This is a genomic window from Planococcus versutus (assembly GCF_001186155.3).
Taxonomy (GTDB): Bacteria; Bacillota; Bacilli; order Bacillales_A; family Planococcaceae; genus Planococcus; species Planococcus versutus.
The window spans coordinates 1,108,325-1,125,959 of record NZ_CP016540.2; the positions used below are offsets into that span (position 1 = coordinate 1,108,325).

Consider the following 17,635-nt stretch of genomic DNA (forward strand, 5'->3'; position numbering starts at 1 on the left):
GCCAAAGCTTATTTTTTAGTTATTAGTTAGTTTTTAATTAGTGAAAAGGAGCTATAGTAGCTTCCTCTCTTTTAGCTGAGGAATGATTGTTTTTTGACTTATATGTAGTGGAACTTATAGAGGATTTTTTCTTTAAAAAAGACGTTCTATTTTTTCTATGTTATCATAAAATAATAAAGAGTAATGGAGGCGGGACAATGATCTATGTAGGATTAACGGGTTGGGGAGATCATCCGGATGTCTATAGCCCAGGCTCAAAAAAAACAGAAAAGTTAGCTGATTACAGTGCTCACTTTCCGATTGTTGAATTGGATTCATCTTTTTACGCGATTCAACCAGAACGAAATATTCGAAAGTGGATAAGTGAAACGCCTTCACAGTTTCAATTTGTGGTTAAAGCCTATCAAGGAATGACAGGTCACTTACGTGGTGAAAACCCATTTGAGACACGTGAGGATATGTTTGAGGCGTTTTGTAAATCAGTACAACCTTTAAAAGAAGAAGGCAAGCTCGCGATGGTATTGTTGCAATTTCCTCCGTGGTTTGATTGTCAGAAAGAAAATGTAGATCAGCTCCGCGATATTACGGGGAGGCTAACAGAATTCGAGTTGGCTATCGAGTTTCGTCACCAATCTTGGTATGCTGGAGATATGCGTGAAAAAACTTTGCGTTTTTTGCGTGACAACAATTTGATTCATTCGGTTTGTGACGAACCACAAGCAGGAGACGGTTCGATTCCACTCGTACCGATTTCTTCTAATCAACACAAAGTTCTATTCCGCATTCATGGACGTAACGTCCACGGTTGGTTAAATCCCGGACAAGCACAAAACTGGCGAGAAGTTCGTTACTTATATGACTATACGAAAGAAGAACTCGATGAAATTAGTCAAGCTGTAAACTCTATGGCCGGCACTACTGAGAACATCTATGTTGTTTTTAATAATAATTCGGGTGGGCATGCAGCAAGAAATGCTAAGCAGTTTCAGCAAATGAATAAGTTATCATTTGATGGACTTTCGCCAAAGCAGTTGGATTTATTTGAAGGAGGATTTTAATGGTTTTTGTCATTATGGCCCTTGTTGGCGTGATGTCTGGCATCATGGGTGCTTTAATAGGTTTAGGGGGAGGAGTCATATTAGTCCCAGCTATGCTTTTTCTTGGAACCAGTTTTGCATTTTTCCCCGAGCTTTCACCTCAAAAAATTGTGGGATTATCTGTTATTATGATGATTTTTACTGGCCTTTCTTCTACTTTAGCTTATATGAAAGTCCGGACTGTCGATTATAAAAGTGGACTTATATTCTTTGTAGGAAGTGCACCGGGGACAATTATCGGTGCTTTTGTTAATAAAAATTTGGATTTGCCTTCATTTAATTTATATTTTGGGATTCTCCTTGTTTTTCTATCATTGCTTTTGCTGATGCGTGATCATCTCAAGGCAGTGCACTGGTTTGTGGATAACGGACGCAAAACGACGTTTGTAGACAAAGAAAATAAGCAATACGTCTATGGTTATCCGATTTGGTTTGCTTTATTGCTAACATTTTTTGTTGGATTTGCTTCAGGGTTATTTGGCATAGGGGGCGGATCGATCATTGTACCAGCGATGATTTTATTGTTCTTATTTCCACCCCATGTGGCAGTTGGAACATCAATGTTTATGGTTTTTCTCTCTGCGTTAGTTAACTCAGTTACGCACATTTCTTTAGGAAATGTGCCATGGATTTATACAGTAGCTGTAGTACCTGGAGCATATATTGGAGCGCAAATAGGTGCTAAATTAAATAAGCGTCTCAATTCAGAAATGCTGGTAACAATTTTGCGAATTGTGCTTTTGGTATTAGGAGTACGTTCGATTTACGAAGGAATACTGAGTCTTTAAAGAGGTGTTTTCATGAGCGAAACCATTCATATTTATCATACTAATGATGTACACAGTCACTTTACAAACTGGCCGCGTATTAAAGCGTTTTTAGCAGAGCATAAAAGATGGCATGAAGAAGAAGGTGACGTCTGTCTGATTTTAGATATCGGTGATCATGTTGATCGTTCTCATCCATTTTCAGAAGGGACAGCTGGAAAAGGAAATGTCCAATTGTTAAATGAAGCACAATACGATGCTGTGACGATTGGCAACAACGAAGGCATTACATTGTCAAAAGATGAGCTAACTGAATTGTATGTGCAAGCTGACTTTAACGTAGTGGTGTCGAATTTGTTCGATTTGCAAGGACAGCGACCAGATTGGGCAGAACCTTATCATATCTTTCTTACAGCGAGTGGCAAGCGTATTGGGTTAGTAGGAGCTACAGCAGAGTTTACACCATTTTATCGCAAGCTAGGTTGGCAAGTTACGAATGCGAAAGAATCGATTGTTGAAGCGGTAGATCAAATAAAAAATAAGACGGATTTGATTATTTGCTTGTCACATTTAGGCATTAAAGAAGACGAGTTATTGGCAACACTTTGTCCAGATATTGATATTATTCTAGGGGCTCATACACATCATGTTTTCCATGAAGGAAAATGGCAAGACGATACATTGCTTGGTGCTGCTGGGAAATTTGGGATGTTTATTGGTCACATAACTGTAGACACTGTTTTCGGAAAATCCTCTGCACAGTTGGTTGAAGTTTCTCAATTACCTGAGATCGAATATAGGTTTGATGAGTGGCTAGTTGAACAAGGCAAACTACAAATGAACGAGTTGATTTTTACTAGTGACAAAACATTAAAAGCGGAATGGTTTAAAGATTCTACGCTTGCGACTTTATTTGGTCAAGCGCTAATAGATTTTTCAGAAGCAGATTGTGCGTTATTCAATGCAGGGATTTTTATGGAAGATATGCAACAAGGAGCTATGACACGCTATGATTTTCACAAAATGTTGCCTCATCCGATCAATCCCTGTTTAATTGAGTTGAGTGGTGCGGAGTTAAAAGAAATTTACTTGCAATCTTTAAATTCAGAATGGCCACAACTTGAACTAAAAGGGATGGGTTTTAGAGGAGTAGTATTTGGTAAGATGATTCATTTAAATATGAAAATTGTGGATCATCGGTTTTATATCAATGAACAACTTGCTGTAGCTGACCACACGTATCGACTAATAACGTTGGATATGCTAACATTCGGTTATTTTTTCCCTAGTTTAAAGAGAGCATCAAAAACATATTTTATGCCAGAATTTCTTCGTGATGTATTCAGTCAATTTTTTTATAGCAAAGCTGTTAAATAGATAGATTATTCAAGATATATAGGCTGTTGATTTTAGAGTTATTTTAGGCTATGCTAGTAAAGAATTAGATATTGATGGGTAGAGGCTGCAAGACTAATCAGTAAGGTGTGCGAGTTTGACCGCGTTGAACACATCTGAAAGGAAGTTTTGCCGAAGTTCATTTTCTGTGGTCTAAGAAAACGAATTGGGGTCATTCTGAAAAAGAATGTCACTGTCATTTAAGTAACAGCTTAAATGGAGAGCTACAGGGTTGTTTGATGTTTTAGCGCACAGACGAATTGTAGAAGGCTGACTTTATCCAACTGGAGAGGTCAGCTTTTTTGTCTCATTTTTCACCCATCAAAAATGAGGAGGAGCTTTTATGGAGAACACAATTTATTCGATTTTACCACCAATTATTGCAATCGTCATGGTGCTATTAACACGCCGTGTCTTATTGTCTCTCGGTGCAGGTATTGTAGCTGCTGCCATTATTTTAACTTGGTTTGCACCGCTTGATGCGCTGCAAGAAGTCTATACATCATTTGCAATTATTTTTTGGGCTGATGGATTCAACGCTTACAACGTTTTTATTATTCTTTTTCTTTTATTGCTGGGCATTATTACAGCATTTGTTAGTTTATCAGGGGGCAGTCATGCTTTTGCAGAATGGGCTTCTCAACACATCAAATCTCGAAGAGGAGCTAAGATTTTAACTGTCGTACTCGGGATGGTAATTTTCATTGACGACTATTTTAATGCACTAGCAGTTGGACAAGTGGCACGTCCGATAACAGACAAATACAAAGTATCGCGTGCAAAGCTTGCTTATTTTATTGATTCGACAGCTGCACCGGTTTGTGTGATTTCTCCCGTATCAAGCTGGGGTGCCGCCATTATTGGCATCATTGCAACCATTTTAGCAGGTCAAAAATTCGTTGAATATTCTGCACTTGAAGCATTTCTATGGATGGCGCCCATGAACTTCTATGTAGTAGCATCACTCGCAATCGTCTTTTTTGTTGCTGTCCGTGATGTCGATTTCGGTGAAATGAAAAAACACGAAGTACTAGCAATTACAAAAGGTCAGCTTTTTGACTCAAATAAAACCATTCCTGGTGAAATGAAAGAAGAGTTTCCAACACATTCACACGGACATGTTAGAGATTTGTTGTTGCCGATTCTACTACTGATTGTGGGTACAATTACAGCCATGATTTGGACAGGTTATCAAAATGCTGATCAAGTTTTTGACATCTGGCTGATTTTTGAAAACACAGATGTCCCTGCTTCGCTAGTGACAGGTGGATTATTAGGTGCTCTGACATCAATTGTTTTGTATATGATGCAAATGAATAAAAACAAAACAGCGACTATGGGCTGGGTAGGAAAAGGTATTTGGGCCGGCATCAAATCTATGATGGGCGCAGTCTTGATTTTAATTTTTGCTTGGTCGCTAACATCATTGATTGGCTTACTAGAAACAGGTGCTTATTTAGCAGGTGTCGTATCTGATGGGAATATTCCGACTGCTGTGTTACCCGTGCTGTTATTTATTCTTGCTGGTGTTATGGCTTTTTCTACAGGAACCTCATGGGGCTCATTTGGTATTTTGTTACCGATTGCTGGAACAATCATGATCGAAGCAGATCCTTCACTATTATTACCGGCATTATCAGCTGTTTTAGCAGGTGCAGTATTTGGAGACCATTGTTCACCTATTTCTGACACCACTATTTTGTCTTCGACAGGGGCAGGAAGTAATCACATGGATCACGTGTTGACACAAATTCCATATGCATTGACTGCTGCCGGTATTGCGGCGATAGGGTATTTAGTCATAGGTTTTACAGGATCATTAGTCATTTCATTAGTTGTCGTCTTAGTAGTACTAGCAGTACTATTTATAGTTTGGTCACAACGAACAACTATTATTGAAAAACAACAAAATAATTAATAGAAACCTGGCAGAGAAGCTCCTTCTTTGCCTTTTTACTTTTGTAGCAATAGTTTTTTGAATTATCTTTTGAAATTATCTTTACATTAAAGCAGGCTCTCGGTATACTAATTTTAGATTAACAAATAATCTGAATACATTCAAAATTCCTATTTTTATGTAAAAAGAATGGGAAAACAAAGGGGGAAGAGAGATGGAACGTTCGCAATGGGGTACACGTGCCGGCTTTATCATGGCAGCCGTCGGCTCTGCAGTAGGTCTTGGTAACATTTGGCGTTTTCCATATGTTGCCTTTGAAAATGGTGGGGGTGCCTTTTTCATACCATATTTATTTGCTCTACTAACGGCTGGTATACCAATTTTAATTTTAGAATTTACCATCGGCCATAAGTACCGAGGATCTGCACCATTATCATTTTTCAGAATGGGTGGTAAAAAATTAGAATGGCTTGGTTGGTGGGCAGTATTTGTGTCTTTTGTTATCTCTGTGTATTATGCCGTTATTATCGCTTGGGCAATGCGCTATACTATTTTTTCTTTCAATCAGGCATGGGGCGAAGATACACAAGATTTCTTATTCAATGAATTTTTACAACTTACAGTGAGTCCAGGACAAACAGGTGGAATTGTTTGGGGCGTCTTTATTCCTTTAGTACTAGTCTGGGTCATTACACTCGGAATTTTACTTGCTGGAGTTAAAAAAGGAATTGAACTGGCTAACCGGATTTTTATCCCAACACTAGTTGTTATTTTCTTAGCAGTCGTAATTCGTGCTGTAACATTAGATGGAGCATTAGTAGGTTTGGAAGCATTTTTCCAACCTGATTTTGGAGCCATTATGGATCCGTCAGTTTGGGTTGCAGCTTACGGACATATATTCTTTAGTTTATCTGTTGCATTTGCCATTATGATCACCTATTCAAGTTATCTTCCGAAAAAGTCGGATATTACAAATAATGCTTTTATCACAGGATTCGCTAACTCAAGCTTTGAGTTATTAGCGGGTATCGGTGTTTTCGCAGCACTTGGTTTTATGGCATCACAGCAAGGTGTTGAAGTGAGTGAAGTGGCTACAGCAGGCGTTGGATTGGCATTTGTGGTATTCCCACAAATTATCAATGAATTCCCAGGGTTCAACGGATTGTTCGGCGCATTGTTCTTCTTATCGTTAACACTCGCTGGATTGACATCTTTAATGTCAATTACTGAAACGTATGTCGCTGGGTTTTCTGAGAAATTTGGAATTTCCCGTGTGAAATCAGTTGTTTTTGGTGGCGGTGCAGCCGCTTTGATTTCGATCTTGTTTGCAACTCAAGGCGGTTTGTTCTTCTTAGACCTTGCAGATTACTTTATCAACCAATTTGGTGTTGCAGCAATTGGTCTAGTAGAAGTCGTACTAATCGTTTGGGTATTCCGTAAAGCAGATACACTTAAAGCTCACGCCAATGAAATTTCAGATATTCAACTAGGTGGTTGGTGGAAATTCAGCCTTGGCATCATCACACCAATCGTATTAGGTTATATGATGTTCGGTCTACTGAAGTTGAATATTTTGCAAGAGTTTGAAACTGAAACTGGAAACTACGAAGGGTATTCGAACATGTTTACTCTCTCAGGTGGTGTAGCAGTAGCTGCAGCCGCAATCATCTTTGGTATTCTGTTCTCTGCTGCAAAATGGCATAAAGAACAGGGAGAGTATGACGAGCGCAATTAAAAGGAGGAGCATAATATGTCTACAGGCTCAATTGTAGTTATGATTATTGGTATCGTTATTATTTGGGGCGGCTTAGCAGCTAGCATTATGCACGCTGTCATGAGTAGCAAAAAGAATAAAGCAAGAGACGCTGCAAATAACATTTAAAAAAAAGCCCGGAAACAAAAAGTTTCCGGGCTTTTTTGTGTTGGAGTAATATGGAAACTTGTGAGCGGATAAGCTTTATGATACATTTGGAAAGGAATTAGATTCTCATTCAGATTAACTAGATAGGAGACGACATAGAAAATAGCGATTTCGCTGTTTTTATAGAAACAATTAGAGCAATAAAACATACAATTCTTTTTACGTTAACTGACCTATGTAAAGTCTATGGAAATTTCGATATTTTGAATGGCAATATTTAAGCTTTAAGTCGTTTAATGCTAAAATTTTGCGTACCTGCTAAATGTGACCGTTCTTTGAAAGCAGTAAAAAGGTCAAAAAAATGCATCCCAATATTTCGACAAAATTTTCTTTGATGATTAGTTTAAGCGACACGAAAGAAAAAATTATTAAAGTAATGTATGATTCGCTAAAGGATTTAACGAATTCCCAACTTGTGATAACTAAAGGATTCTCAATTACCCAATCAGTCAAAAGTTATCATACGGATGAAACAATTCAATGCAGCTGCTAAAGAGCGTCACTGCCTCGGAGAAGAGCAAGCAGCTGCTATACACAGCTAATGGATGGTGAAAAACATGATTGTTTTGGATCAATGTAAGTATGATGTACTAATCGATCACCGCGAAGGATTTCAAGAAGAAGCTATTGCAGGTCGGTTTAGCGAAATTCTATCAAAATACGATTACATTTTAGGCGACTGGGGATATGGTCAACTACGCTTAAAAGGTTTTTTTGAAGATACAAACCATAAAGCAACTTACGATACAAAAATAAGTACCTTACAAGACTATCTATATGAGTATTGTAACTTTGGCTGTGCTCATTTTGTTATTAAAAAAGTTGAAAAAATTGCGCTACCAGTAGAAGAAATAGAACAGGAAACTCTCGAAGCGGATGCGTAATCTGCTAGAGGGTTTTTTTTTTACAATATGATATGATAAATGAGAGAAGAGAGATTTTCAAACGCCTATTGGAGGGTAATTTTATGTATTTTATTGATCGTAACAAAATAACTGAAACAGTTCGGTACATGAATTCATTGTTAGCATTTTACGAAAAACAACAGGAGTGGACATCATTTGGTGATCAGTTGGCGCTGGAGCGTATAGGTGCAAACGTCATTGAGTCTATCATTGATATTGGGAATTCGATGATTGATGGCTTTATTATGCGTGATCCAGGTAGTTACGATGATATTATCGACATTTTAGTAGATGAAAAAGTAATCACCAAAGAAATGGATCAACCTTTAAAACGTGTTGTGGCTTTACGTAAAATGCTCGTTCGTGAATTTATGAAAGTAGACAAGCAAGCGATTATAGTCGCATTCAACGAAAATTTAGTTGCGCTAAAAGCATTTGGACCAAAAGTTGAGCATTATTTAGTTCATGAACTCGGAGCAGTTTCAGCATTTATTCCGGAGAAAACAGATGATAAATAAAAAAACCTATAAAGCGTATTGTCTCGATTTGGACGGCACAATTTATCGTGGAAAAGATGCAGTTGAAGAAGCAGCTGAATTTGTTTCGCGATTGCAACAACAAAACATCGAACCGTTTTTTGTTACGAACAACGCTTCTATGACGCAACAACAATTAAAAGAAAAAATGACAGGTTTTGGCATAACGGCTAAAAAAGAACGGATCATTTCTTCAGCAATTGCAGCCGCAAAATACATTAAACATTGGTACCCAGGAAAAACCGTTTACATGATCGGTTCAGAAGGCTTAGACCAAGCGTTGAGACAAGAAGGACTTGTGCGAGTAGAAGAATCAGCAGATATTGTATTAATCGGACTTGACCGGGCGATTACTTATGACAAACTAGCGACTGCTTGTTTAGAAATTCGTAAAGGAGCGGTTTTTCTATCGACCAATAAAGATCTAGCTTTTCCTTCTGAAAGAGGGTTTTTACCTGCCAATGGAGCTATAACCAAGCTAGTATCTGCTTCAACAGGTATCGAGCCTGTTTTTATAGGCAAGCCAGAGATTCATATGCTCGAAGCTATTCAACTGGAGTTGGGTTTTAGCAAAAGTGAGATGGTCATGATTGGCGATAATTACGATACCGACATCCAGGCCGGAATCCGCTTTGGTATCGACACGATTCATGTAAATACCGGAATTAGTTCAACTGCGACAGTTCTCGAAAAAAAAGAACAACCCACCTTCCTTATTGAAAACTTGGGATATTGGAAGATTTAGCTACTATAAGTGAGAAAATAAGCCCAGCAATGAGACGTTGAGTCACAATGCTGGGCTGAAGTATACGTTTGTGCAGTTCTTTAAGGAAAAAGTCGCTTTTACGTACTTAAAATAGCGGGTTTTCTTCTATAAACTCATAAACTTTTTTGGTTAATTCATCTGGAGTTTCTGCTTCTACGATTTCACCGTTGACAAGGGCATATAAAGACTCGGAACATTTTGTGCAATAGCTTAAGCAACCATATTCCAACACATCGAGATTGGGATCCCGTTCAAGTTTTTCAAAAGAGTCTTGTGCGCCATTGGCGATATTACTAATGCAAAATTCAACAATTGGATTCATTCTAAGTCACCTCACTACAATAAAATCCTACCTTTTTTAGCGACTAGAGTCAATTAATTGATTTACACTGAAAGCATTGTGAAAGTTATCACAATCAGCTATACTCATATGTGAGAAATTGATCTGACAGACGACAAATAAAGGAGATTTTTATGCGAAAATTAGTCTTACTTGGAGGAGGTTATGGCAATATGCGAATTTTGCTTCGTTTATTGCCAACTAGCTTGCCACCAGATACCGAAATCATTTTGATTGACCGCACTCCGTTTCATAGCATGAAGACGGAATTTTATGCATTGGCTGCAGGAACAGAGTCCGATCATGAAGTTCGTGTGCCTTTTCCAGAGCACGAGCGCTTAATACTTGTAAATGGGGAGATAGCCGAAATCGCACTCGAGGAAAAATGTGTGATTATGGAGAATGGAAAACGAGTTGCTTATGATGACTTAGTCATTGGATTAGGCTGCGAAGATAAATATCATGACGTGCCAGGTGCTGCTGAATACACACACAGTATCCAAACTATTGGAAAGTCGCGCGCCACGTACCAAACCTTGCTTGGTTTGCCAGCAGGTGCAGTAGTGGGGGTAGTAGGTGCAGGACTAAGTGGAATTGAATTGGCCAGTGAACTTCGTGAAAGTCGAAAAGACTTAAATATTAAATTATTTGATCGAAGTCCACGAATTTTGCGTGACTTTCCTGAGCGATTGAGTAATTTTGTGAAAAAATGGTTTGACAATCACAATGTTGACGTTGTTTCAAATTCAAATATTACACAAGTGGAACCCACTTTACTTCACAACCATGAAGAAACGATTCCAGTAGATGCCGTTGTGTGGACAGCGGGCATTCAACCGGTTAAACCTGTTCGAAATCTAGGATTAGAAAGTGATGCGAGCGGACGAGTCGTGATTAACCAATATCATCAATTGCCAAATGACGAGCATGTTTACGTAGTGGGAGATTGTGCGGCCTTGCCAATGGCTCCTTCTGCACAATTAGCAGAAGAACAAGCAGAACAAATTGTCAAAGTGTTGAAATCCACATGGAAAGGAGAAGCTTTGCCAGAAACAATGCCTGAGATTAAACTGAAAGGTTTCCTTGGCTCGTTAGGAAAAAAACAAGGATTCGCTTATTTAGCAGATCGTACGGTTACTGGTCGTATTGCTCGTTTAATGAAGTCAGGTGTACTGTGGATGTACAAATGGCATAACGGGTAATTGAGAAAACGTTAGAGCCTGACCGGCACTGACCAACTTACATTCTAAAAAGCTAGACACTGAAGTTTAGACAAAGAAAAGCGCTCAGTTTTGAGCGCTTTTTTCATTTTGCTTCAGAAAATCCATGTTTTTCAAGTTCGCGGTAAACAGGTTTTAATTGGATATAACCTTCCCCTACAACTTCTCCTTCAACCAAGACCAATGGATAAAAAAATTCATCTTCCAGAATACGCTGTGCATAACTTTTTTGATGGTCGAGTAACGCCTGTTTCTCAATATCAATATAAGTAATTGAAAATGGCTGACCTTTGTACTTTCTTGAGATGGCGGCTTCTAACCATTCGTACGTATCGACCGACGAAGGTGCATTCACACAACTTGCGCAGATTACATCAGTCCCATAGACTTCAACAGATATCTTTTTTTCCATAAATTTTAGTCCTCCTATGAATTCATTAGTGGCTTTTTCCTGCTAATCACATTATAATGATTATAATGAAAGGAGTCGATATAAATGACTGAAGCTTTGCTAGAAGATCAAGTAATGGAAGTCTTAGATAAATTACGTCCATTCCTTTTGCGTGACGGTGGAGACTGTGAACTTGTTGATATAGAGGAAGGCATTGTAAAACTTCGTCTGCTCGGTGCATGCGGAAGCTGCCCAAGTTCGACAATTACATTGAAAGCAGGGATTGAACGCGCGTTAGTGGAAGAAGTTCCTGGAATAGTAGAAGTAGAACAAGTATTTTAATGACAAGGGACCTTTTGAGGTCTCTTTTTCTTTACAACTAACGATTTTCGTTTATTTTTTATAATGCTATAATGTAAGGTGAACGACTTGAAAAATGATGGAAATTATTGCTATGATATGACTAAAGGAAGGTGAATGAATTGGCAGAAGTAGTTGAAATTACAGAAGCAGCCTCATTCCAAGTAAAAGAAATGATGCGTCATAACGAAGAAGAAGGATCCTTTTTGCGTGTTGCTGTTAAAGGTGGCGGATGCAGTGGATTAACATATGGTATGGGATTTGAACAAATCCAAAGTGAAAAAGATGATCTTTATGAGCAATTTGGAATCCCGATTTTAATTGCTAAAGATGATGCACCTATTTTACAAGGTACCGTTGTTGATTATAAGCAGTCATTGATGGGTGGCGGATTCACTATAGAAAATCCTAACGCAATTGCATCATGCGGATGTGGAACTTCATTCCGTACAGCAAAAAAAGCAGGCACTCCAGAGAATTGTTAAAAGTCGGTGACAAACCGGCTTTTTTATTATGGATACGTTTAGCATAAACGCATTATTCAGTTGAAATCAGAAGGGTTTAGGTCTAGTATAGAGGATAGATGTTTATCGGTGCGCCAAGGTTTGACCACTTTGACGATATTCGATTAAAAAATGACTTGAAGGTGGTTGCGATTGTGTTGAAAAGACCGTCAATATTAGTATTAGGAGCAGGTTACGGTGGGTTAACGACTGTTGTAAACTTGCAAAAAGTTCTGGGCACAGATGCTGCAGACATTACATTAATCAACAAGAACGAATATCATTATGAAAGTACATGGCTTCATGAAGCAGCTGCGGGAACATTACTTCCAGAGCAAGTACGCTATGACATTAAAGACGTAATTGACGGTGTCAAAGTTAAATTTGTACAAGCAACTGTAGAAGCAATCGATGTAGTGGGCAAAAAAGTAAGTACAGACAATGGCGAATTTACATATGACTACATTGTTATCGCTCTTGGCTTTGAAGGAGAGACATTCGGAATCGAAGGTCTTGATAAATATGCGTTGTCAATTGCTAACGTAAAAGCTGCACGTTATATTCGTGAGCATATTGAATTCCAATTTGCTAGCTGGTCTACAGACGCTGTTAAAGACGATAGTCGTTTAACAATTATCGTTGGAGGAGCTGGGTTTACAGGAATTGAATTCCTTGGTGAATTAGCTAATCGCGTACCTGAACTTTGCAAAGAATATGATGTACCACGTGAAAAAGTCCGTGTTGTCTGTGTAGAAGCAGCTCCAATGGTATTGCCTGGTTTTGATCCAGAGCTTGTTAATTATGCTGTTGGTCATTTAGAGTCTAAAGGAATTGAATTCTCTATCGGTACACCGGTGGTAGAAGCAACTCCAGAAGGCGTTAAAATCAAAAAAGGTGATGAAGAGTTCGAATTCATTAAAGCTGGCACGGTAGTTTGGGCCGCAGGTATTCGTGGAAACAGATTAATTGAATCTACGCCAATCGAAAATATGCGCGCTCGTGTGAAAGTTGAAAAAGATCTACGTGCTCCAGGTTACGATGATGTATTCATTATCGGTGACTGTGCATTGATGATTAACCCAGAAACAAATCGTCCGTTCCCACCAACAGCGCAAATTGCGATGCAACAAGGTGAGAGCGTTGCGAAAAACTTAAAAGCATTAATGAACAATGAAACAACGATTGAATTCACTCCAGATTTAAAAGGAACAGTTTGTTCACTTGGCGATGCCGATGCAATTGGCGTGGTCTTCGGTAAAAAAGTAACAGGTAAAAGAGCTTCATTTATGAAGAAAATGATTGATAACCGTGCGTTATTAATGATTGGTGGACCAATGCTTGTTATGAAAAAAGGCAAATTTAACGTTTTGAAATAAGTAATGCAAAAGCTCTCTTAACCGAGAGCTTTTTTATTTTGTTCAAAGAAGATAAAACTTAGAAATAAATTGAATTTGCAGTTGCGCTCTGTTTTGTTCTATGTTATATTATCTGAATATTAAAAAATTATCATGAAAAGAGGAGTTTCGGATGCCCATTTTCAAAAAAATTCTCAATGTCAATCAATGTCTATATTGTTCAGGAAAAGGTTATTTTCAATTGCGACTGGGAGGTTCAGAAACGTGCTCCTGCTGTTCGGGTTCAGGTAAGAAATAATAAGGCAACAAATAGCAATAAATAGTGAATAGCTGAAAAGCTGTTCACTATTTTGAATTCTAGCGATTTTGTAAATCAGACGGCTTTTGTATAGTGTCATAAGTGACAAAGCAATGAACTCTGTCCTGCTGGATTGAAAGCCTTTGTTTTTTCGGGTAAACTGAGGAAAGGAATAACGGAGGTTAGAGTTTATGAACAGTTCATTTACAATCGTGCAATTGATTATTTCGATGTTGCTATTCTATGTTATGTTTTTCGGAATCGGCTTTTTATTAAATATGTTGCTTCGGATGACGTGGCTAATGGCTGTAGTTTATCCGGTCGTCATTTTATTAGTGGTGGATGATGTTGGCATATTTGATTATTTCACGAATCCAGGAGAGTCTTTCTCTATGCTTGGAGATACAATTAGTTCTATGACAGCCAGTGATATTGCTGTGTTGTTAGCCGGCTGGGCTGGTGCTATTACTTCTGGTTTTATTATGAAGATCTTACGCAAGATGGGGTATCAAATGTTTTAAAAAATCGCCGATCCGGGTAACGGAGTCGGCGATTTTTTATGGGGATCAATTGAGTATTCCGTAATAGACAAAAGAAATAGTGACGCCTGTTAGTGCACCCATGAATACTTCACTTGGTTTATGTCCAAGCAATGTTTAGAGTTCGTGTATTTTTTCTTCTTCTTTTTTCTGCGGCCATTTTCTTGTTTCTTCCATAAAAACGTAAATGTCTTGTCGCATTTTATTGATAGTTAAAGCTTGTTGGCCCGCTTGGAAACGAACGCCGGTGGCATCGTACATTGTGATAACAGCAAATAGTGCAGACACTGCGAAAATTGTAGAAGAAACACCGTGTTCAAAAGCGACAGCAGTGGTTAAAGATGTTACCGTAGCTGAATGTGAACTGGGCATCCCACCCGTTGACGAAAAAAACTTCCAGTCTAGTTCTCGTGTCACGGCATAGTGAATTGGAATTTTGACAAATTGAGCAAATACGATAGCGAACAACGCAATCATAAGAGGAGAATTGGAGAAAATTCCCATTTGGTGTCGCAGCCTTTCTATTCAAATATATTTTTCAAGTATAGCATAGCCAAAAAATGTGGAAATCAGTTTTTTCCTTCGTTGCCCGAACTACTCGAAATTCGAATTAAATGCTACACTTGAAAAGAACATATAAGAGGAGGAGTTTTATGCAAATCAACTTACAACAACATTCACAAGATAGCAAAGCTGAAATCCTTATTGTCGGTTTGAGTCGACATCCTGAAAACAGTAAAGGGTGGGAAGAATTTACTAAGCGTTTTGATGGTAAGTTAGAAGGATGGATTAAAGAAGATTTGTCATACGATTTAAAGTCTTTAATTACATATCCAACGCTTTCTGGAGCGATTCCACGCGTCTTGTTTGTCGGGTTGAATAATCGTAAAAAATTGACTGAAGAACAGATGCGTTCTAGCTTTGGGTTAGTTGGAAAAGAACTAGCAAAGAAAAAAATACAGCATGCTGCTATTTATACAGAGTCTTTTGAAAACGATCACATTAGCGCTGAAGATGTTGCGTTTTTAGCAGCAGAATCCATCACGATGGGTGGCTATCGTTTTGACGATTACAAAACTTCATCGAACGAAACACGAGTGGAATTAGAATCTATAACGTTCTTAGCCGAACAATTAGAAGAAGATACTGAAGCAGCTGCAACTGTGGGCGCGATTTTCGGACAGTCAGTAAATGACGCGCGGACACTCGTGAACATGCCGGCAAATATTTTGACGGCTACAGCAATGGGAGAATACGCAAGAGAACTTGGCGACGCTTATGGCTTTGAAACAGACATTTTAGGGAAAGCTGAACTAGAAGAGCTAGGCATGGGAGCAATTCTTGCAGTTAACCAAGGTTCGATTGAAGAGCCGCGTTTAATTGTCTTGAAGTACAAAGCAACAGAAGGGTTTGAAGATCCGTTAGCGCTTGTTGGAAAAGGGATTACTTTTGATACGGGTGGCTACTCAATCAAGCCGAAAGACGGTATTGTGGGAATGAAAGGCGACATGGGTGGAGCTGCTGCAGTACTCGGCGCGATGAAAATTATTGGCGAGTTACAGCCTAAACAAAATGTGATCGCAGTAATCGCTTCAACAGACAATATGATTTCTGGAAATGCTTTTAAACCTGATGATGTAATCACTTCGATGAGCGGCAAAACAATTGAAATTCTAAATACGGATGCGGAAGGTCGTTTAGTATTAGCTGATTCTGTAAGCTATGCAAAACAATTAGGAGCAACTAAAATTGTGGATGTTGCAACATTAACAGGAGGCGTTGTCGTTGCATTAGGCAAAGACAAAACGGGTGCTTTGACGAACGACGAAGCATTTTTTGAAACGTTCTTAGAAGCTTCTATGGAGAGTGGTGAATTTGTTTGGCGCTTGCCGTTAACAGAAAGCGACAAAAAGCGCATACGGACAAGTAATGTTGCAGATTTGAACAATTCACCAGGACGTGATGGCCACATGATTTTTGGTGGCGGATTTGTGGGAGAATTTGCAGGAGACACGCCGTGGATTCATTTAGATATTGCTGGCACTTCAGATGCAGACGCTGCACATGATCTTGGACCTAAAGGTGGAACAGGTGCTATGGTGCGGACACTTGCTATGCTAGTTGAAAAAATGGCAGACGAACAATAAGCAAAGATCTATACAATAAAAAAGCTGTCTTCAAACGTCATTTTCATGACAATGGAGACAGCTTTTTTTATTCTTCAGGTGCTTTACGATTTAAAATATCTTCCTTTTTCTCTTTTATTGCAGACTCCATGTCATCACGCACTGTTTCAGCAGCAACTTTAATCCCGGACATGTAGGCTGCTCGTCCAATCAAATGACCACCTACAGGAGCTGTGATAAACAAGAACACAATTGCGATAATGAGCTGCGTATTGAATATGTCTTCAATTAACCAGAAGTGGATAAAGGTTGCGAGCAATATACAAAGAACACCAAGTGTAGAGCTCTTAGAAGCTGCGTGTGTACGCGTATAGACATCTGGCAAACGAATAAGCCCGAGTGCTGTTACTAAGCTAAATAAGACGCCTGTAACCATTAATACAATAATGAGGATATTAATGATGATTGTTTCGATCGAAAATCTCTCCTCTCTCAAGGAATTTCGCAAAAGCAGTCGTTCCGATAAAAGATAAAATACTTAACAAGACAATGACCTCGAGGAAAAACTCTGTCCCAATGATCAATGACAGTAAAGCAATGATAGATACCAACGATATACCAATCGCATCTAATGCCACAACGCGATCAGCAATCGTCGGTCCTTTAACAAGTCGGAAGAGCAGTCCCGTAAATCCAGTGCTCACAAGAATTAGTGAAATCCAGTAAAACAGCATCATGGGCGGCTCACCTCCAATATAGCCCGTTCAAATGTCTCTTTTATTGAATTGACCGCATCGTCAATATCATCAAAATCGAGCGCATGAATATAAAGCCGCTTTTGATCATCAGATATACCTACAACCAATGTTCCGGGAGTTAGTGTAATTAGCGCTGATAATAGTGTGATTTCCCAATCTGCTTTTAATTCGGTCTCCATTTCAAAAATCGCAGGCTTTAAATTCATATTAGGTTTGATTACAATTAGTAAAACTTGCACACTCGACTTAAAGAGTTCTCTGAAAAACAACAAAAACAGAGAAGCAATTGCCCAGATTCTTGATGTATAAAGTCGGTGTGAAAAAAAACGGCGCATCAAGATAATAATTCCAAGTCCAACTAAAAAACCGATTGCGAATCCTGAAGGACTAAAGGAAACAGTCATGAACATCCACACAAGAGCTAAGAAGAAATTTAACAAGATTTGTAAAGCCATATGTCA

At 38.7% G+C, this 17,635-nt stretch carries 21 protein-coding genes, 1 pseudogene and 1 riboswitch; of the genes and pseudogenes, 16 read left to right on the top strand and 6 right to left on the bottom strand.

The annotated features are described in order from the left end of the window. The first annotated feature begins 197 nt into the window (after positions 1 to 197). The 9 genes from I858_RS05580 to I858_RS05620 all read left to right on the top strand — a co-directional run bounded on the left by I858_RS05580 (position 198) and on the right by I858_RS05620 (position 9,263). Positions 198 to 1,058: a DUF72 domain-containing protein gene (locus I858_RS05580; protein ID WP_049694353.1), complete on the top strand. Its 861-nt coding sequence runs from the start codon at positions 198 to 200 to the stop codon at positions 1,056 to 1,058. Further along, on the top strand, positions 1,058 to 1,885 hold the full coding sequence (locus I858_RS05585; protein ID WP_049694354.1) for a sulfite exporter TauE/SafE family protein: 828 nt from the start codon (positions 1,058 to 1,060) through the stop codon (positions 1,883 to 1,885). The genes I858_RS05580 and I858_RS05585 overlap by 1 nt, the downstream gene beginning before the upstream one ends. Before the next feature lie 12 nt (positions 1,886 to 1,897). After that, on the top strand, positions 1,898 to 3,241 hold the full coding sequence (locus tag I858_RS05590) for a bifunctional metallophosphatase/5'-nucleotidase (protein WP_049694355.1): 1,344 nt from the start codon (positions 1,898 to 1,900) through the stop codon (positions 3,239 to 3,241). Positions 3,242 to 3,312: 71 nt separating this feature from the next. Next, positions 3,313 to 3,494, top strand: a riboswitch (Lysine riboswitch). Positions 3,495 to 3,602: 108 nt separating this feature from the next. Next, positions 3,603 to 5,177 (top strand): Na+/H+ antiporter NhaC family protein, encoded by a 1,575-nt coding sequence (locus I858_RS05595; RefSeq protein ID WP_049694356.1) that lies wholly within the window; start codon positions 3,603 to 3,605, stop codon positions 5,175 to 5,177. A 193-nt stretch (positions 5,178 to 5,370) separates the two neighbouring features. Continuing rightward, on the top strand, positions 5,371 to 6,891 hold the full coding sequence (locus tag I858_RS05600) for a sodium-dependent transporter (RefSeq protein ID WP_049694357.1): 1,521 nt from the start codon (positions 5,371 to 5,373) through the stop codon (positions 6,889 to 6,891). 15 nt (positions 6,892 to 6,906) lie between these two features. Beyond that, complete coding sequence (locus tag I858_RS16925) at positions 6,907 to 7,038, top strand: methionine/alanine import family NSS transporter small subunit (protein ID WP_071645350.1); 132 nt, start codon at positions 6,907 to 6,909, stop codon at positions 7,036 to 7,038. 596 nt (positions 7,039 to 7,634) lie between these two features. Beyond that, positions 7,635 to 7,961: a YutD family protein gene (locus tag I858_RS05610; protein ID WP_049694358.1), complete on the top strand. Its 327-nt coding sequence runs from the start codon at positions 7,635 to 7,637 to the stop codon at positions 7,959 to 7,961. An 83-nt stretch (positions 7,962 to 8,044) separates the two neighbouring features. Then, complete coding sequence (locus tag I858_RS05615; RefSeq protein WP_049694359.1) at positions 8,045 to 8,500, top strand: DUF86 domain-containing protein; 456 nt, start codon at positions 8,045 to 8,047, stop codon at positions 8,498 to 8,500. Then, positions 8,490 to 9,263, top strand: coding sequence for a TIGR01457 family HAD-type hydrolase (locus tag I858_RS05620; protein WP_049694360.1), 774 nt, complete (start codon positions 8,490 to 8,492; stop codon positions 9,261 to 9,263). Before I858_RS05615 ends, I858_RS05620 begins: the two co-directional genes overlap by 11 nt. Positions 9,264 to 9,369: 106 nt before the next feature. Here I858_RS05620 and I858_RS05625 read toward each other — a convergent pair whose 3' ends face one another. After that, positions 9,370 to 9,606, bottom strand: a complete 237-nt coding sequence (locus I858_RS05625) for a YuzB family protein (protein WP_049694361.1) — start codon at positions 9,604 to 9,606, stop codon at positions 9,370 to 9,372. 152 nt (positions 9,607 to 9,758) lie between these two features. On the opposite strand from I858_RS05625, the gene I858_RS05630 reads away from it, so the two are divergent. Next, entirely contained in the window at positions 9,759 to 10,826 is a 1,068-nt protein-coding gene (locus tag I858_RS05630) for an NAD(P)/FAD-dependent oxidoreductase (RefSeq protein ID WP_049694362.1), read from the top strand. Between the two features lie 103 nt (positions 10,827 to 10,929). Here the strand turns inward: I858_RS05630 and I858_RS05635 are convergent, their stop codons facing one another. Continuing rightward, complete coding sequence (locus tag I858_RS05635; RefSeq protein WP_049694363.1) at positions 10,930 to 11,256, bottom strand: YuzD family protein; 327 nt, start codon at positions 11,254 to 11,256, stop codon at positions 10,930 to 10,932. 84 nt (positions 11,257 to 11,340) lie between these two features. Between I858_RS05635 and I858_RS05640 the strand changes: the two genes are divergently transcribed. The 5 genes from I858_RS05640 to I858_RS05655 all read left to right on the top strand — a co-directional run bounded on the left by I858_RS05640 (position 11,341) and on the right by I858_RS05655 (position 14,272). Then, the gene (locus tag I858_RS05640; RefSeq protein WP_049694364.1) at positions 11,341 to 11,577 is read left to right on the top strand and encodes a NifU family protein; all 237 of its coding nucleotides are present in this window, start codon (positions 11,341 to 11,343) and stop codon (positions 11,575 to 11,577) included. A 140-nt stretch (positions 11,578 to 11,717) separates the two neighbouring features. Further along, on the top strand, positions 11,718 to 12,080 hold the full coding sequence (locus I858_RS05645; RefSeq protein ID WP_049694365.1) for a HesB/IscA family protein: 363 nt from the start codon (positions 11,718 to 11,720) through the stop codon (positions 12,078 to 12,080). A 176-nt stretch (positions 12,081 to 12,256) separates the two neighbouring features. After that, on the top strand, positions 12,257 to 13,474 hold the full coding sequence (locus I858_RS05650; RefSeq protein ID WP_049694398.1) for an NAD(P)/FAD-dependent oxidoreductase: 1,218 nt from the start codon (positions 12,257 to 12,259) through the stop codon (positions 13,472 to 13,474). Between the two features lie 151 nt (positions 13,475 to 13,625). Then, positions 13,626 to 13,751 carry a YuiA family protein gene (locus I858_RS16930; RefSeq protein ID WP_157886482.1) on the top strand — a complete coding sequence of 42 codons (126 nt, stop codon included), beginning with the start codon at positions 13,626 to 13,628 and terminating at the stop codon, positions 13,749 to 13,751. Positions 13,752 to 13,942: 191 nt separating this feature from the next. Further along, entirely contained in the window at positions 13,943 to 14,272 is a 330-nt protein-coding gene (locus tag I858_RS05655) for a YuiB family protein (protein WP_049694366.1), read from the top strand. Between the two features lie 45 nt (positions 14,273 to 14,317). Here the strand turns inward: I858_RS05655 and I858_RS05660 are convergent. Continuing rightward, a pseudogene (locus tag I858_RS05660) lies at positions 14,318 to 14,794 on the bottom strand (divergent PAP2 family protein). Positions 14,795 to 14,943: 149 nt separating this feature from the next. Between I858_RS05660 and I858_RS05665 the strand changes: the two are divergent. Continuing rightward, entirely contained in the window at positions 14,944 to 16,437 is a 1,494-nt protein-coding gene (locus tag I858_RS05665) for a leucyl aminopeptidase (RefSeq protein ID WP_049694367.1), read from the top strand. 67 nt (positions 16,438 to 16,504) lie between these two features. Here I858_RS05665 and mnhG read toward each other — a convergent pair whose 3' ends face one another. The 3 genes from mnhG to I858_RS05680 are packed head-to-tail and all read right to left on the bottom strand — an operon-like array spanning position 16,505 to position 17,629. Further along, entirely contained in the window at positions 16,505 to 16,852 is a 348-nt protein-coding gene (gene mnhG / locus I858_RS05670) for a monovalent cation/H(+) antiporter subunit G (protein WP_049694368.1), read from the bottom strand. A 19-nt stretch (positions 16,853 to 16,871) separates the two neighbouring features. Next, complete coding sequence (locus I858_RS05675) at positions 16,872 to 17,153, bottom strand: Na(+)/H(+) antiporter subunit F1 (RefSeq protein ID WP_049694369.1); 282 nt, start codon at positions 17,151 to 17,153, stop codon at positions 16,872 to 16,874. After that, on the bottom strand, positions 17,150 to 17,629 hold the full coding sequence (locus I858_RS05680; protein ID WP_049694370.1) for a Na+/H+ antiporter subunit E: 480 nt from the start codon (positions 17,627 to 17,629) through the stop codon (positions 17,150 to 17,152). The genes I858_RS05675 and I858_RS05680 overlap by 4 nt, the downstream gene beginning before the upstream one ends. Positions 17,630 to 17,635 lie beyond the last annotated feature (6 nt).